This window comes from Pseudomonas sp. LBUM1655, from assembly GCF_059716085.1.
Genome location: NZ_CP166801.1, coordinates 2,924,207 through 2,939,508, shown reverse-complemented (window position 1 = coordinate 2,939,508; position 15,302 = coordinate 2,924,207). Strand labels below are relative to the sequence as shown.

Sequence of the window (15,302 nt, the reverse complement as noted above, 5' to 3'; positions counted from 1 at the left end):
TCAGGACGCGGCAGAACGCCGCAGGCAGTACTTCAATCTGATCCGCACAAATGAAAGATTCCTGAGCCTGTTTTGTTTCCAGCGGTATTCCTACAGTGCAGCTCGTGCCAGACCGGGTGGCCTGGCAAGACTTTGCAACCGTGGATGAACTGACCATGAGCACAGCAACAATCGGACAGGCTTATAACTACAAGGTCGTCCGTCAATTCGTTATCGCGACGGTTTTCTGGGGTGTCGTGGGGATGGCGATGGGGGTATGGATCGCCTCGCAACTGGTTTGGCCAGAGATGAATCTGGACCTGCCGTGGACCACCTTCGGCCGTTTGCGGCCGCTGCACACCAGCCTGGTGATTTTCGGTTTCGCCGGCAGCGCGCAATTTGCCGCCAGCTACTACGCGGTGCAGCGCACCTGCCAGGTGCGGCTGTATTCGGACAAGCTCGCCGCGTTCACTTTCTGGGGTTGGCAATCGGTGATTGTGATCATGCTGATCACCCTGCCGATGGGCTACACCACCACCAAGGAATATGCCGAGATCGAATTCTCCGGCGCGGTGTGGATGGCCGTGGTCTGGGTCGCTTACGCCGTGGTGTTTTTCACCACGGTGGTGCAGCGCAAGACCAAACACATCTACGTCGGCAACTGGTTCTTCGGCGCGTTCATTCTGGTGATCGCCATGCTGCATGTGGTCAATCACCTGTCGATTCCGGTGGACTGGTTCAAGTCGTATCCGGTGTATTCCGGCGCCACCGACGCCATGGTGCAGTGGTGGTACGGGCACAACGCGGTGGGCTTCTTCCTGACCACCGGTTTCCTCGGAATGATGTATTACTTCGTACCAAAGCAGGTCAACCGGCCGGTGTATTCGTATCGGTTGTCGATCGTGCATTTCTGGGCGCTGATCACCCTGTACATCTGGGCCGGCCCGCACCATTTGCACTACACCGCACTGCCCGACTGGGCGCAGTCGCTGGGCATGGCGATGTCACTGATCCTGCTGGCGCCGAGCTGGGGCGGGATGATCAACGGCATGATGACGCTGTCGGGTGCCTGGCATAAATTGCGCACCGATCCGATTTTGCGCTTCCTGGTGCTGTCGCTGGCCTTCTACGGCATGTCGACGTTCGAAGGGCCGATGATGGCGATCAAAACGGTCAACGCCCTGTCCCACTACACCGACTGGACCATCGGCCACGTTCACGCAGGCGCATTGGGCTGGGTGGCGATGATCACGTTCGGCGCGACTTATCACATGGTGCCGAAAGTCTTCGGCCGCGAGCAGATGTACAGCACGCCGCTGATCAACCTGCACTTCTGGCTGGCGACCATTGGCACCGTCCTGTACATCGCTTCGATGTGGGTCAACGGCATTACCCAAGGCCTGATGTGGCGGGCGATCAACGAGGACGGCACGCTGACGTATTCGTTTGTCGAGGCGCTGCAAGCCAGTCATCCGGGATTCATCGTGCGCTTTGCCGGTGGGGTGTTCTTCCTCAGCGGCATGTTACTGATGGCTTACAACGTTTGGCGTACGGTGCGGGTGGCGGATGTTGCACTGGCGCACAGCGAAGCGCAGATCGCCTGAGGCAGGGAGCCGGTCATGTTCGATGTTTTCTTGAATGTGTTGGGGGTGGTTTTTTTGTGGCTGGCGGTGGAGTACTGCTTGCGGCATCAAACCGCAGAAAGCCTCGACGACGCAAGTATGGTGCCGTTTGCCGATGATCCGGAGGTGGCGCGGCGGGTTGAGTTGGCTACGGGCAAGGCGGTGAAAGCGGTCGCGCCGGAGGTGCCGAAGCCGGGTTGGGTCAACCTGGATATGTGAGCCCTTTTCCCTGTAGATACGAGGTGCTGCCGAATGAAGCGCAGTTGCGATCTTTGATCTTGCTCAAACCAAAGTGAAAAGATCGTGATCTGCGCCAGTCTTGTATTGTGACCAACCCATTAAAATAGCCCCTTCCCCAACTCTCCGTAACCTGTCAACTCTGACAGCTAGTCAACACTCATTTTTATGGGTTGAATCCCTTCCGAAGGGTGCGATGTATCGGGTGCAAGACGCGATGTGCCTCCATGGCAGATTAGGAGACAGGCATTGAACAAGACCTACGTATGGCTGCTGGTACTGATGCTTTCTTTCGCGGGTTGCAGAAGTGGCGAATACATAACGTCATCACCCCCTGATCACGAGTATGGCGTCACCAGTACGACTTCAAGTGCTACGCAAACCGGTGCGCAAGTCGCAGCCAACCTGACCGCACGCTATAACGATGTCAGAATCCATTGTGGTTCAGCTTCGATGCCGGCGTTCCTTTGCCGCGGCATCGTTTTACGCTCAACCGTTCCGTCGCCTGATTACAAGGCCTGGAACCCCAGCCCTCATTCCCAGAAAAGCGGCGGCGTGTCTTTTTCGTATTTGAGCAAGGACGCCAAATTCACCGGCCTCGTGTTTGCCCAGAAGAATGGCTACATTTTTTTCCCTGTGCTGTCGCGGCCCGTCGGTACACGCCAGATTGAAATACTCTGTTCCTACCCGCTCGACGGCGCTACACAGTTGAGAGATGCACCCGGATGTGGCGCACATCCCTATTCACCTGACCGCAGCCGCCGCTGCCAGACCATCGGAATCACCACTGCCGAGGGCTGGATAGAAAATCGCCGGGCAAACATTTGGAATATTTGCAGCTTCGATGTTCGCGACTCCATGAATAATCTAGGCGCGGATTCTTTTTACCAGACCATCCGTGCGCACCAATTGGGCGGCTTCTTTGCCGGCCAGCATGATTACACCGAGCTGGTTTTGGCTACATGGCCCCAGAACATCCCGAAAGAACTGCCCATCGAGGCATTCTTTTATCTTCAAGATGGCCTGGCGGGCGCTCAATTCGACCAAAAGGATTTCTTCGACTCAACGGGTGGAAAGGTGGTTCCGATCATAAAGATCGTCCTGCCAACCAGCCTGTCTACCGACGCACAGTTCATTTACAGCGCGGCGGACCAAGTCAAATAACTCAGGCCGCAGGTGCCATTTTTTGATCGTGTCTTCAACAACATAATCAAAGGTCGCAGCCTGCGGCAGCCATATAGGGGAGATGCGCTCAGGAGCGATCGCGGGGGATCAGACCTTGCAACTGAAGTGCCAGAAAGTCTGCATCGAACACAAACGTGTCCGGGTCCTTCAAACCGTTGGTTTTGCGCCACTGCCACTCTCCCCCCGGCAACCCTGCCAGCGAAATGCTGCCGTAACGCGCCGCCGTCAATCCCATCACCGCCAGGGAAATCTGCCCCGCGCTGCCCATCACATCAGGCACGAACTCCACCGGTTTGCCAGCAATCACGATCGTTAGCTTCTCTGTCTTGAAGGTAGAGGTTTCGACCGGCGTGCTCGGCCCGAACGCCACGTACGCCTCACGGCTGACCTCCAGCAGATGCGGTGTCTGCACTGGCTCGAGCCATTGCTCGATATTGCCGAACAGCTCGGTAATTCGCGTAGCCCATGCAGCAGATTGCGTCTCGAACAGTTGCTTCTTGTGCGCTTCGCTTTCGGCGTAATGACGAAGCATTTCGCCCAATTGTTGTACGTCGTTCATTGCTGCGTTCCTCGGGGGAGCCTGCGAAGTTCGATAGTGGCAGATCGAAGTCTGCGCGTACGCCAATCGCCGGTTTCGTAGTCATCTACCACGTATTAATGCGACGGACGGTATGTACTAGCCGCATTTACCTGTCAGATCTGACAGTAGGCACCCGCCCCCCATAGGTTTTAAATCCCTCTATCCATTAATGATGCAAATTGGAGCATTCGCGATGTCACAGCAGATCGACGATGAAAAACCGCTGAAAATCTACCCGGTCATTATTCCCGGCTGCGTTACGTCAGTGGAGCACCCGGAGAAACCGCACTGTGGCTTGCCACTTTCTTTGATCTCGAATGGAAACATCCAACTGGTCGTCGACCCCTGGACCAATCAGTCCGCTTTTGACTTCGGCGATGTGTTGCTCAACCAGTCCGATACCTCGGTAGCCCATAAAACAATTCAGCCGGGTGAAGAGAACAAGCGATTCGATATGAATTTGCCGGCGGATCTTTTGAATGAAGGCATCAATCAGCTTCGCTTACGGGTAGAGCGGATCAGCGGGAACGAGGAAACCTCTGATCCACTGGTTGTGCTTTACCACACGCCGCGACCGGCCGGCGAGATCACCGGCGCCGGCGACAACCCGAATCTGCTCATGGCCCTTCCGGCCGACGTGATTACCGATGGCATCAATGCCGACCGGGCAGCACGCGGAGTGGAGGTCACTCTGAGTTATGTTTACATGCGAGAACACGACGTCATCACGCTCGATTGTGACGGTCGAAACATATCGCATAAGGTGACCGCGGCCCAAGTGACCGCCCGCCGTGTGGTATTGACGCTCACCACCGCCAACTTCTGGCAAGACAACCCGAAATTCGCCCTGCGTTTCAGGGTGGTCGACCAGCTCGGTAATAGCTCGGGTCCGCAGGCAATCTGGTCGAGGACCACGCTTGTTGACGTACACATCCGCAAAATCGAGCTGGATCTGCTCCAGCCCAAAGTCCTGGAAGCCAAGGACGCCAACGGCACGGTATTGAATTTTGTTCGCGACTTTTATTCCGCGCAGCACGCCACTGTCGAGGTGAACTACACAGGTTCCGATAAAGGGCAGAGCGTTAAGGTGTACTGGTTGGGCCGTAACAACACTTATGGCAGCGAGATTCAGACCGTGGCAAGTGCCGGCCAGACCTTACAGTTTCGAGTGCCGCGCCAGGAAGTGGTGGACACCCTCGGCAGCGGCGCAGAGGTGTCTTATACCGTGCGGTTACCTGGTACCGATAACAACATCCCATCACGAGATCTGGACCTGACCGTTACTGGACAAAAACACCATCTACCCGAGCCGACGCTGAACACTGCCAAGGACAACCTGAGAATTTACTACCCTGCCCTCGAAGCGGCTTACAAAGCCCGGATCTCTTTGACCGTTGGAACGGATCGCTACGACAGTGAAGAGTTCGACATCACCCAGGCGTCTTATACCAACGTTCCTGTCCCGACGAGCTGGATCATACCGAACAAAGGGAAGCTGGGGCTGTTCAACTTCACCCTCAGAAAAACCGGTACAGACGAGCCGATCATCTTTTCCTGGTACTTACGCGTGCCCCTCTGAGCAGGTCGGAACACAGCACAACAGTCCCCCATTAACGGATTCAGTTTACTGATGACAATAAGGACAGCGTTATGCGCCACCTAATAGCTGCAATGTTAATCATCCTGTTGGTCGGCTGTTCACAAACCAGCCTACAACCACCGGATGTGATTAACGTCAGCAGTACGCAAGCAGTGGATGGCTTCGCCATCGCCGCTTATCTGCAAACGCTATACGGGCGCAAATTCCCCAACTGCAACAAAGTAAATTCGCAACCTGCGTTTCTCTGTTCCGGCGTGACGATACGGGTCACTGTGAAGAGCACCAGTTATAAAGTCTGGGAACCCAGCCCGTTTTCGGTGAGACAGGGAGGTGTGGCATTTTCATACTTGCGGGCGGATGCGGACTTCGGTCGCTTCGCCTATGAGCGTGCAAACGGTTACATCCTCTACCCCGTCCTAGAAGCGCCCGTCGACAAATTCAAAATGCACTATCTGTGCGCTTACCCTTACGACGCGTGGTCCCACACACGTCAGGCAGACAAGCCGTGCGGTCCGCACCCAAGCTATCCGGCTCAAAGCAAACTGTGCCAGGACGCAGGGGTAACGACCGCAGAACAGTGGCTCGCCGTGTGGAAGATACCGGGCGGCAACCCCAACCAGCGGCAGTGCGGGTTCGACGTGAGTGACGGTCGCAATGCGCTGGCCGGCCCGGCCTTTTATCAGTCCATCCGCGCCAGAAGCCTGGTGAACATGAGTGGAGTCAATGAGCACAACGAGGTCACAATCAAGACCTGGTGCGACCCCCTCAGCACCGATCCAGGGAAGTCTTGTGCGCAATCGTTCCCGGCGAACAAGTTTCCAATCATCGCCTTCTTCTACACGCAAGGTGGGCAGGCCCTGGCCGATGCTCAATACAATCAGCGGGATTTCTACAACTCGACCACCCCGAAAATCATCGTGCCGATCATTCGTCTTGTCCCCTCGGCCAGCACTCCAGGCACAGCGAAGTTCGAATATCTCCGTGCAGATCAGACGATTACGCCATAAGCGCATTCAGCGTAACGCCGAAGTGCGCGGCACCTTTGCGTAATTGCTAACGAGTAAAGTTTGACAAACAAAGTGGATTCCTTCTTTCAAGTGCGTTAAAACCGGACGAAGAGAAATGATGAACAGAATAATCGGACTACTGTTTTTCGCTCTTTTGGTTGGTTGCGCACAGCCTGTATCGCAAACGCCTGATGTCATCAGCGGGAACAGTGTTCAGAGCCAGAGATTGGATGGCGCGGCCACAGTTGCTTATCTCACTACGCTGTACGGTCGCCAGCTTCCAAATTGCAACACAGTGAATTCGTCATCTGCGTTTCTGTGCTCAGGTGTAATGACAAGGGTCACGAACAAAGATTCGAACAACACTTATAAAGTTTGGGCCTCCAGCCCTACCTCAATAAAAAATGGCGGGGTCAACTTCTCCTACTTGCGAGCTGATACCAACTTTGACAAGTTCGCCTTAAATAAAACCAATGCCAATGTCTACATTCTTTATCCCGTACTGGAAAGGTCTGCCAATACCGATCAACTGAAGGTGCTGTGTTCCTGCCCCATGGACTCCTACGGGTGGTATCGCAGCGCAACCGCTGTGTGTGTGGCCCACCCGTCTTACCCGAATAGCGGACATTGCCAAGACGCTGGTATCACCACGGGCAAGCAATACAAGAGCGCCTGGAGTTCGGCACCTGACGACCAAAACAGGCGCCAGTGCGAATTTGACGTGAGGGACGAGCGCAATATGCGGGCCCGCCCGGCCTTTTATCAGTCGTTACGCGCCAAATCACTGCTAGGCACAACAGGACTCAGCCAATGGAACGACTTACTCGTTAAAACCTGAGCCGCCGGCAAACCAAACGTTTTACCAATACTTGCGTTCTTTTAACTGCCAGCAATAAACGACCCTAAAGCGCTCGCAGATGCGCAATACAACCAAAGGGATTTTTACAACTCCACCAACCCGAAAATTTGTCGTACCGGTCATTCGTGTGGCGCTTCCCACCGTCTTAACCGGTAAGGCCGCATTCACCTGCTTTGCAGCAGATCAGGGAATCAACCAATGAACGTGCTCAACGCGCCCTCGAAGCTCATCTCGTGTTTACTGGCAGGCGCCAGTCTGACAACACTCAGCATTTCTGCCGCCCCTGCGCAAGTTACGGAGCCCGGAGACAGCTTCATCGTCGTCACAGAGCGCTGTAATAAATACATCGAAGGCGCGCACTGGTTCTACCGGGACTACGAGTGGTCGCTTTCTATCACTCCCACGCCATGTGCGAGGAGGACACTGGAGCCGAGCACAGCTTACATATGGGATGAACTCACACGCGACTACTCCAATAGTCGCTACTGGCAAAACACGCATGGCATGCGTCACCAGTTGATTTGCCATTTGGCTATAGCTCGTGACAAGCCACAATGGAATCTGGAGCCGTGGCGCCCGGATGTGGGGTATGCCAAAACGCTGGAAGCCGGATGCAATCACGTCATCCCATTGCCGGAAAAGGCACCATGACACCTGTGTGATAGATGAGCGATACAGTTCATTTGACGCTGGTATCCGTCATTGAACCAACGGAAACTCGGAGCAGGCCTGGGTCGATCCAGGCCATTGCCTGAGGAATTTCAATGCGCACCATCGGCCTGATCGGCGGCATGAGCTGGGAGTCCAGCGCCGAATACTATCGACTCATCAATCAACAGGTGCGTGACCGTCTCGGTCCACTGCGCTCGGCACAAGTGTTGATGTACAGCGTAGATTTCGGCCCCGTCGAACAAGCCCAGCACGCCGGGCGCTGGGACGATGCGGCGGCGATTCTGGTGGATGCGGCGCGCAGGCTTGAGGCCGGCGGCGCGGAGTGCGTGGTGCTGTGTACCAACACGATGCATAAGGTAGCGGAGCAGATTCAGGCGGCGATCAGCATTCCGTTCCTGCACATTGCCGAACCGGCAGCGCACGCGGCTTTGGCGATTGACGCCGGTACCGTCGGGCTACTCGGCACGGCCTTCACCATGGAGCAGGACTTCCTCAAGCAACGCCTGATTGCCCAAGGCCTGACGGTGTTGGTGCCGAACGAGGCCGAGCGCAAAGACGTGCATCGGATCATCTACGAAGAACTGTGCGTCGGGGTGATCAGTGAGGCTTCGCGCAAGATTTATCAGCAGGTGATCGAATCACTGACCGCGCGTGGCGCCCAGGCGATCATTCTCGGCTGCACGGAAATCGGCATGCTGGTGAAACCCGAACACAGCGCCCTGCCCCTGCTCGACACCACCGAACTGCATGCGCAGTCGGCGGTGGCGTTTGCGCTGGGCGACTGAGTCAGGCTTTAGGCGAGCGGCGCAGGCGGGCCATGCTCAGAGTGTCCACCCATTGCCCGTCGCGCACCGCGTAGTCACGGAACAGGCCTTCGTTTTCGAAGCCGAACTTGCGATAGAGGCCGATGGCCGCTTCGTTGTCGGCGTATACCGTGAGTTCGACGCGGTGCAGGTTCATCCAGTTGTCGGCAACGTCCAGCGCCGCCGCCAGCAATTTTGAACCCACGCCTTTGCCCTGCCAGGCCACCGCCACGCCCATGCCGATGCTGCCGGCGTGGCTGCGGCGAATCCGCGAATAATGTTCCAGGCCCAAATGGCCGATCACCTCGCCCTGATGCAGCGCCACCAGTTTCACCGCCCGCTCGTTATCCGCCATCACCCGTTGCCGCCAGACCTCGACGGACTGAAACGGCATCTGCAACACCTGGCGGGCCACGGCTTGATCGTTGTACAGCGCAGTAACGGCCTCGACGTGGGATTCGTTGAAGCGTTCGATATGAATGGCGGGGTTGTGGTCGGGCATGGCAGATCCGTCCTGGATCGATGTGTGGCCGACCACTCTAAACCGCACGACCCGACACATTCAAACTGGAGCTGCCAAAGGCTGCGATCTTTTGATCTTTGATCGTTCCCGCGCTCTGAGTGGTAACGATCAACCTGGGTGGAACCATTCCTGGCGTTCGTCGAAGGTGTGGTGAATGAGGTCGAGCAGGGTTTGTACTTCGGCGATGTGTTGCGAATCGGCATTCACCGCCAGCCACGCCTGCAATCGCATCGGCTCCTCGAACAACCCTGGCAGCGCCACCAGTCCACGGTCATAGCGGCTCATGTACATCGGCAGCAAACCAATGCAGGCACTGCACCGGATCATCTCCAGCATCAGCTCATAAGACTGCATTTGCACCACGCCGGCCAGACGTTGTTCGACAAGGTTATTCCATGGTCGAAAACTGTCGATCTGCTGATCGTGCTGCCATTGCACCAGCATGAAATCGGCGAGGTCGTCGGGGCTGTCGGGGCGCGCGGTAACGCGAGAGTAGCGTTTGGCGATGTGTGGCAGGTAGTCCAGGCTCGCGAGTCGCTGTGGTTCGCTGGTGGCGAAGGTCGGGCCGGGATGCGGGGTTTCGCCGTGGGCCAGCCACAGGACGACATCGGCGCTGACGGCGCGCAGCGACAGTTCGCTGTCGAGGGCGATGATTTCCAGACGCACGCTGGCGTTACGCCGCAGCAGCGCAATCAGGTCGCGGCCGAGGATGTCGTGCAGGATCGATTCGGCGACCGCCAGGCGAATCAGCGGTTGCTCGACCACTGGCAGTTTGCGCTCATTGGCCAGAGCAACCAGTTTTGCCTGAAGTTGCAGGCCTTCGCGGGTCAGGCTCAAGGCGCTGCCATGAAAGCTGAACAGGGAATGTTGAAGTTCTTGCTCCAGCTGCGCCAGTTGTTTGCGCAGCAGGGTCGATCGCACGTTAAGGCTGCGCGCCGCTTGCATAAAGCAGCCGCAGCGGGCGCTGACCAGAAAGTATTGCGCGATTTCGGTGTCGATCATCGCGGCTTGCCCGAGCCAGGGTTCACTTTCGTCCTGCGCCCAGCGAAATTCGGCGCTGCCCTGTCGTCCTGCGGGTTCGGTGAATGACATCGATGACTCCCTGTCGATCTTTGTACTGGAAACGCCTCGGTTTAAATGTGGGAGCGAGCCTGCTCGCGAATACGGTGCGTCAGGTACCAACGATATTGGATTGACCGACGCTTTCGCGAGCAGGCTCGCTCCCACAGGGCATCTGCGGTGAATCAGGACTATTGTTTTTCCTCGAGAATTTTGTTCAGTTCAGCCCCATCAATACTCAACGTCGCGGTATTGAGCATCCCGTCCAGATACGCCTGGGCAATCTGCTCCTGACGCTGGGCTCGTAAAGCCTGGGTCAGTTGATCACGCAGTTCATCGAGGGTCGCGGTACGCGCCGGTTGCTGCTCGGTGAGTTTGATCACATGAAACCCGGCCGCGCTTTGCACCGGATCGGAAATCGCACCAACCTTCAGTCGCGCCACCGTGCCGCGCACTTCCGGTACCAGTTGCTGCAAGGGTTGCAGACCGGTATCGCCGCCACGTTCAGCCGTCACGCGATCCTGCGAATACTGGGTCGCCAGCGCCGCAAAATCCCCCGGTGTCGCCTGAGCCTTTTTGCTCAGTTCCGCCGCCAGTTTGCGTACTGCTTCAAAATTCTGCGGTTCATTCACCCCAAGGAAAATCTGGCTGACCCGATACAAAGCCGGGGTCTGCCAGTTCGCCTTGCCCGCGTCATAGGCTTTCTGCAAATCGGCCGTACTCGGGTAATCCGCCGGCACTTCGCTGACCGAACGCAAATAATCGCGAAAAACAATCTGCTCAGTCGCCGCACGGGTCTGTCGCGCGACGTCCGGACGCTGTGCCCACCCCTGCGCATCGGCCTGTTCCAGCACCGCTTTCTCGGCCAGACGCGCACGAATCCAGCGCTCCAGCGTTTCACGATTACCGCGCAGTTGTTCACGGGTTTCTGGCGGGACAGTGGCCAGCAATGTCTGCAATTCCTGCGGTGACACCTGCTGATTGCCCAACCGCGCCACCGCCGGCCCCGTAGCAACCGCCGCCACCGGCGACGATTGCTGGGCGGCGACCGGGTCACTGCCCGGTCGCACCACCAGCGCCACGGCCACCACCAACAGCGCCACTGCTCCAGCGCCGATCACCATGGCAGGCTTTTTCACAGGGCGACTTCCTCTTGCTCGGCGACGGCCACTTTTGCAGCCGAGGCTTGAGCGGTCTGACTGAAGTCACGCAGGTAAACGATGAACTCCTGCAACAGGCGATCCCACAATTCCAGATTGCCGCGCAGGTGATCGTTGCTGACGCCGGCGGCCAGCACCACGTCCATTTCCATCACCAGAAACTCGCCCTGCAACGACAACCGGGCAAAACGTCGAGTCGCGTTCCACTGCTCGGCCACACCGACTGGCAACTCACCCTGCACTCGCAGCGCACAGCTGAAAGTGAAATCGACATAGCTACCCTGCTCCGCCGCCGGGTTGCCGAAGCGCACGGCGTAGCCGATGCCCTGGCTGGCGCTGAGCAACTGGAAGATGCCGTTCTGTTCGGTCTGGTTGACGCGATAACCGGCGGCTTGCAGAACGTCGGTCAGGGATTGTGGAGAAACATGGCTGATCAATTGAGTCATTACTTCTTCCTTGTTTATCAGTCTTTTAAATCAGGCTTTTTAATCAGTGCAAGAGCGCGGCTTGCGGCGCGTCGAATTGAGTCTTGTAGAGGTCGTCACCCAACCCCTGGGCCAGTTCATCGAACTTGACCCGGGCGCTGCCCGCGAAGGGCTGGCGGATCTTCATCACCTCGGCCACGTCGATGTTTTCGTAGGCAGTGAGGATCTGTTTGGCGACGCCGTACATCTGCTGATTCTTGACTGAACATTGCTGCACTTGTGTGTCACGTTCAGCCAATTGCGCTTGAAGCTTAGACCGTTCTGCCTCTTTGGCACGGGCCATGACCAACAGCTCGTCATAGGCCTTTTTGAACTTGCCGGTTTGCTCGTTACTGGCCGCCACTTGCGCCTGAGCCTGGCTGTGCAGGCTCTGCTGCTGCCCGGCGAGTTGCTCGGCGACGCCTTTGGCCTTGGCCAGTTCGGCGCTCAATTGCTTGATTTGCGCCTGGGCGGCTTTGGCCTCGTTCTGCGCCGCCAGTTGCGCGGCGCTGGCCTGGGCCTGCTGACTTTGCAGGGCCTGTAACTGCTGGGTAGTGCTGCGCAACTGGGTGCGCAAGCGCTCTTCCATGCCTTCGGCGCTCGCCCCGTGCGCGATGAAAAAACTCAGCCCCAACAGTAAAACTCGTGCGTGCATGATCGTTCTCCCGGCGCCTTAGAAGCGCGTGTTGATCTCAAGCTGCAAGACGTCGATGTCGAAAGGCGCGCCGTACACCGCCTCGGTGCTCATCCAGCGACCGGTGGCGTAGACGTTCTTCGCCAAGCCGTAATTGCCACCGATGAAATAGCCCTTGGCATTGGTGCCGCCGAGGTGGAACGACGAGTCGTTAAAGCCGTCCGGCAAGGCATCCGGCTGGATGTACTTGTAGCCGGCGAACATATTCCAGTCGCCCTGCTTCTTCAGGTCCAACGCGTTGCCGAGGGTGAACTGCACCATCCATGCATTGGCGCCGCTTTCGATGTCGCCATTGCTGTCGAGGTTGTTGACGATCTGCCCGGCGGACCGCTTGCGCATGTCGCCTTCGTCGTAGCTGAGGTTGTGGATGTAGTTGCCTTGGCTGCGCAGTTTGAAGTCTTGCGGCAGATCGGCATCCCAGACCATGTTCAAGTCGAGCAGGTTGAACTCCGACGCCAGACCGACGAATTGCGGTTGCGGCGTGGTGGTCGGGTTAAGCGGGTTCGGCGTGATGTCCCGTAGCAGGAACACGCTGTTGCCCTTCTGCATGAACGCCGCGCGGCTGCCATCGCTGTCGCAGCCCGGCGCGCCGGCCCACGGCTCGCAGGGGCCTGAGCGCTGGCCTTCGATGTCGTCGAACCGGTAATAAGCCAGTGCGCCCTTCAAGCGGTTGTTGCTGTTGATCGCCCATTTGGCGCCGATCTGCGCGCCGTATAGCCATTTGTTGTCGCTCTCTTCCTTGTCGAAGCCATTGCTGCTGGTGGTGTCGTTGGTGTAATCCACCGGAAACGCGCCGACGGTGCCGAACACGCCCCAATCACGGTTGAGCTTGTGATCGAAAATCGCCGCCACACCGTCGAAGTTGAGGTCATGGGAATAGAGCATGTCGGTGGACATGAACGGGTTGGCAAAGCGGCCACCGGTCAGGGTCAACTCGTCCGTCGGCTTCCAGTTCAGGTAACCCTGATCGAGCCAGATGTCTTTCTTGGCGAAACCGCCGCCCAGGCTCTGCGTGGTCGATACCGGGTTGTTGTCGGAGCCGGTGCCGATGCGAATGCCGGCGGTCCATTCCGGCGAGATCACCGCTTTCATGCCCAGCCGAGCACGAATGCGGAACTGGTTGGTGCGGTCTTCACGGGTGTTGAGCAGCGGCGGCAGGCTGGTGCTGCTGTTGGGGTTTACGTCGTACGGGCCGTTGTTGTTGAGTTTGGCAAAGTCGACGATTTCGTTGCTGTTGCTGTCCGAGTAATAGCGCGACTCGTTACGCAGGCGAATGTCGCCGTCAAAGCTGATGCGCGACGCCCAGTCCGGGAAGGTGTTGGGCGCTGCCCAGTTTTCCTGCTTGGCGGTGGCCATGACCTCGGCTTTGACCTGATCGCGGATCTGGTCGCGCACCGCTGCCGGTACGTATTGCACGCGCACATCGCCCGGAGCGGCAACAGGGCCTGCCGCCACTGCCGTGGTTGCCGCAGCCTGTTTGGCCTGCGCCGCTTCGTTCTGCGCTTGAGCAATCAGCGCGTCGGCCTTGTCCTGTTTCAAAATGCCCTGCTCGACCAGCAAGCGGATCAGATTGATCGTGGCGTTCTCCGAGGGCGCAGGCGCTGCCACGGCCTGACCGACCAGGGTCGCGATGACCATGCCGACCGCCAGGGACAATCGATTCACGTTGGAAATCATCTGCACACAACTCCTTTTGGCAAAACTTTAAGAATTCGGTTAACCCGGACGCCGCCCTTGCAGGGACAAGCGCACAGGCAAAGTCATGGAGGCCGGTGGCCGTTCGCTTAAGTGCGGCGCATTGCGCAGCGCCGCCAAAACCTGGGTATCAATCTCGGGATTGCCGCTGGACTTGATCAGCTCGACCCGGGTGATCTCGCCAACGCTGCTCAGCCACACATCGGCCTGCAAGGTGAAGGCGAGGTTGCGCAGCTCCGGGTTCTCGCGCAGCAGCTTCTGGAAGGTGAACGCGAGGAACTGGCTGTAAGTGCCGTTACCCACGCGCCCGCCTCCAGCGCCGGCCATGCCGCCGCCCTTGCCCGCACCGATGTTGAAGGCGTCGTTGCCCGACTGTGCATCGCCGTCCATTTGCATCGGGTTGGCCAGATCGTCCGCTGGCGATGGCGGCGCCTCTTCTTCAGGCTTGACCTCCTGCGGCTCGGGCGTTGGTTCCGGTTCGACGATTTTTTCTTCCACCGGGGTTTCCGGCTCCGGCGGTTTCTCGGGTGGCGGCGGTGGCGGTGGCGGCAACGGAATGATCGTCGGCACCTTCGGCGCTTCGCGGCGGATGCCACTCATGTCGTTGGCCCACTGCCACAGGAACCATGCGGCGAGCGCGCCAACCAATAGCCCGGCGCCCCACTTCACAAAGCGCATCGGCGACTTTTTCACCGGCAGCGGCTCGATCGGGAGTTGTGCGGTCATGACTCAGCCCTGACTCGGTTTGCCGGTCACAAGACCGACCTGGGACAGTTCGAGCCGGCGCAGCAGATCCAGCACTTCGATGACTTTCTGGTACTGCACCGTCGCGTCACCGCGCACGATCACCGGGAAGTCCGGGCTCTGTGCTTTCTCGATGCGCAGGCGCTCTTCCAACTCGGCCAGCGTCACCGGGTAGGCATCGAGGAACACCTGGCCGCCGTCGTTGACCGAAATCGCCTTGGTCTTGGCTTCCGACAGCGACACCGATGCACTGGCTTTGGGCAGATTGATCTGGATGCCGGAAACCTGCGCGGTGGCGGTGAGGATGAACATCACCAGCACCACCATCAGCACGTCGACCAGCGGGGTGATGTTGATGCTGTCCACCGCTGCATCTTCGTCATCGTCGTGGGAGGCATTTACGGACGCCATGTCAGTGC

Annotated in this window: 17 protein-coding genes; 8 read left to right on the top strand and 9 right to left on the bottom strand. The window is 58.0% G+C overall.

The features are described from left to right. The first annotated feature begins 155 nt into the window (after positions 1–155). The 3 genes from ccoN to ACA074_RS13180 all read left to right on the top strand — a co-directional run bounded on the left by ccoN (position 156) and on the right by ACA074_RS13180 (position 3,002). Complete coding sequence (gene ccoN, locus ACA074_RS13190) at positions 156–1,583, top strand: cytochrome-c oxidase, cbb3-type subunit I (RefSeq protein ID WP_401265016.1); 1,428 nt, start codon at positions 156–158, stop codon at positions 1,581–1,583. A 15-nt stretch (positions 1,584–1,598) separates the two neighbouring features. Beyond that, positions 1,599–1,820, top strand: coding sequence for a cbb3-type cytochrome c oxidase subunit 3 (locus ACA074_RS13185; RefSeq protein WP_489879804.1), 222 nt, complete (start codon positions 1,599–1,601; stop codon positions 1,818–1,820). Positions 1,821–2,087: 267 nt separating this feature from the next. After that, complete coding sequence (locus ACA074_RS13180; protein ID WP_489879803.1) at positions 2,088–3,002, top strand: halovibrin HvnA; 915 nt, start codon at positions 2,088–2,090, stop codon at positions 3,000–3,002. A gap of 88 nt (positions 3,003–3,090) precedes the next feature. On the opposite strand, the gene ACA074_RS13175 is transcribed toward ACA074_RS13180, so the two are convergent. Beyond that, the gene (locus ACA074_RS13175; RefSeq protein WP_489879802.1) at positions 3,091–3,582 is read right to left on the bottom strand and encodes a hypothetical protein; all 492 of its coding nucleotides are present in this window, start codon (positions 3,580–3,582) and stop codon (positions 3,091–3,093) included. A gap of 214 nt (positions 3,583–3,796) precedes the next feature. Here ACA074_RS13175 and ACA074_RS13170 point away from each other — a divergent pair, with 214 nt between their 5' ends. The 5 genes from ACA074_RS13170 (at position 3,797) to ACA074_RS13150 (ending at position 8,526) form a co-directional block, all read left to right on the top strand. Further along, positions 3,797–5,182 carry a hypothetical protein gene (locus tag ACA074_RS13170; protein WP_489879801.1) on the top strand — a complete coding sequence of 462 codons (1,386 nt, stop codon included), beginning with the start codon at positions 3,797–3,799 and terminating at the stop codon, positions 5,180–5,182. Positions 5,183–5,253: 71 nt separating this feature from the next. Beyond that, positions 5,254–6,210 carry a halovibrin HvnC gene (locus ACA074_RS13165; protein WP_497679215.1) on the top strand — a complete coding sequence of 319 codons (957 nt, stop codon included), beginning with the start codon at positions 5,254–5,256 and terminating at the stop codon, positions 6,208–6,210. A gap of 118 nt (positions 6,211–6,328) precedes the next feature. Next, on the top strand, positions 6,329–7,048 hold the full coding sequence (locus tag ACA074_RS13160) for a halovibrin HvnC (RefSeq protein ID WP_497679214.1): 720 nt from the start codon (positions 6,329–6,331) through the stop codon (positions 7,046–7,048). Positions 7,049–7,267: 219 nt separating this feature from the next. Then, complete coding sequence (locus ACA074_RS13155; protein ID WP_489879798.1) at positions 7,268–7,720, top strand: DUF2599 domain-containing protein; 453 nt, start codon at positions 7,268–7,270, stop codon at positions 7,718–7,720. Positions 7,721–7,833: 113 nt separating this feature from the next. Continuing rightward, positions 7,834–8,526, top strand: a complete 693-nt coding sequence (locus tag ACA074_RS13150) for an aspartate/glutamate racemase family protein (protein WP_497679213.1) — start codon at positions 7,834–7,836, stop codon at positions 8,524–8,526. Between the two features lies 1 nt (position 8,527). On the opposite strand, the gene ACA074_RS13145 is transcribed toward ACA074_RS13150, so the two are convergent. From ACA074_RS13145 to ACA074_RS13110, 8 genes are all read right to left on the bottom strand, one after another. After that, a complete protein-coding gene (locus ACA074_RS13145; RefSeq protein WP_497679212.1) occupies positions 8,528–9,046 on the bottom strand; it encodes a GNAT family N-acetyltransferase in 519 nt (172 codons plus the stop codon). Between the two features lie 129 nt (positions 9,047–9,175). Beyond that, a complete protein-coding gene (locus tag ACA074_RS13140) occupies positions 9,176–10,159 on the bottom strand; it encodes a LysR substrate-binding domain-containing protein (RefSeq protein WP_497679211.1) in 984 nt (327 codons plus the stop codon). Positions 10,160–10,317: 158 nt separating this feature from the next. Next, a complete protein-coding gene (locus tag ACA074_RS13135) occupies positions 10,318–11,265 on the bottom strand; it encodes a peptidylprolyl isomerase (RefSeq protein WP_497679210.1) in 948 nt (315 codons plus the stop codon). Then, positions 11,262–11,732, bottom strand: a complete 471-nt coding sequence (locus ACA074_RS13130) for a YbjN domain-containing protein (protein ID WP_497679209.1) — start codon at positions 11,730–11,732, stop codon at positions 11,262–11,264. Before ACA074_RS13130 ends, ACA074_RS13135 begins: the two co-directional genes overlap by 4 nt. Positions 11,733–11,775: 43 nt before the next feature. Beyond that, positions 11,776–12,405, bottom strand: coding sequence for a DNA repair protein (locus ACA074_RS13125; RefSeq protein WP_187680430.1), 630 nt, complete (start codon positions 12,403–12,405; stop codon positions 11,776–11,778). A gap of 18 nt (positions 12,406–12,423) precedes the next feature. After that, on the bottom strand, positions 12,424–14,121 hold the full coding sequence (locus ACA074_RS13120) for a putative porin (RefSeq protein WP_401264991.1): 1,698 nt from the start codon (positions 14,119–14,121) through the stop codon (positions 12,424–12,426). Positions 14,122–14,160: 39 nt separating this feature from the next. Then, positions 14,161–14,865: an energy transducer TonB family protein gene (locus ACA074_RS13115; RefSeq protein ID WP_401264989.1), complete on the bottom strand. Its 705-nt coding sequence runs from the start codon at positions 14,863–14,865 to the stop codon at positions 14,161–14,163. 3 nt (positions 14,866–14,868) lie between these two features. Continuing rightward, a complete protein-coding gene (locus tag ACA074_RS13110) occupies positions 14,869–15,294 on the bottom strand; it encodes an ExbD/TolR family protein (RefSeq protein ID WP_007915482.1) in 426 nt (141 codons plus the stop codon). Positions 15,295–15,302: the final 8 nt, after the last annotated feature.

Coding starts and splice junctions, on each gene's coding strand:
- ccoN (WP_401265016.1), top strand. CDS start 156: ATGAGCACAGCAACAATCGGACAGGCTTATAACTACAAGGTCGTCCGT.
- ACA074_RS13185 (WP_489879804.1), top strand. CDS start 1,599: ATGTTCGATGTTTTCTTGAATGTGTTGGGGGTGGTTTTTTTGTGGCTG.
- ACA074_RS13175 (WP_489879802.1), bottom strand. CDS start 3,582: ATGAACGACGTACAACAATTGGGCGAAATGCTTCGTCATTACGCCGAA.
- ACA074_RS13170 (WP_489879801.1), top strand. CDS start 3,797: ATGTCACAGCAGATCGACGATGAAAAACCGCTGAAAATCTACCCGGTC.
- ACA074_RS13165 (WP_497679215.1), top strand. CDS start 5,254: ATGCGCCACCTAATAGCTGCAATGTTAATCATCCTGTTGGTCGGCTGT.
- ACA074_RS13160 (WP_497679214.1), top strand. CDS start 6,329: ATGAACAGAATAATCGGACTACTGTTTTTCGCTCTTTTGGTTGGTTGC.
- ACA074_RS13155 (WP_489879798.1), top strand. CDS start 7,268: ATGAACGTGCTCAACGCGCCCTCGAAGCTCATCTCGTGTTTACTGGCA.
- ACA074_RS13150 (WP_497679213.1), top strand. CDS start 7,834: ATGCGCACCATCGGCCTGATCGGCGGCATGAGCTGGGAGTCCAGCGCC.
- ACA074_RS13145 (WP_497679212.1), bottom strand. CDS start 9,046: ATGCCCGACCACAACCCCGCCATTCATATCGAACGCTTCAACGAATCC.
- ACA074_RS13140 (WP_497679211.1), bottom strand. CDS start 10,159: ATGTCATTCACCGAACCCGCAGGACGACAGGGCAGCGCCGAATTTCGC.
- ACA074_RS13130 (WP_497679209.1), bottom strand. CDS start 11,732: ATGACTCAATTGATCAGCCATGTTTCTCCACAATCCCTGACCGACGTT.
- ACA074_RS13125 (WP_187680430.1), bottom strand. CDS start 12,405: ATGCACGCACGAGTTTTACTGTTGGGGCTGAGTTTTTTCATCGCGCAC.
- ACA074_RS13120 (WP_401264991.1), bottom strand. CDS start 14,121: ATGATTTCCAACGTGAATCGATTGTCCCTGGCGGTCGGCATGGTCATC.
- ACA074_RS13115 (WP_401264989.1), bottom strand. CDS start 14,865: ATGACCGCACAACTCCCGATCGAGCCGCTGCCGGTGAAAAAGTCGCCG.
- ACA074_RS13110 (WP_007915482.1), bottom strand. CDS start 15,294: ATGGCGTCCGTAAATGCCTCCCACGACGATGACGAAGATGCAGCGGTG.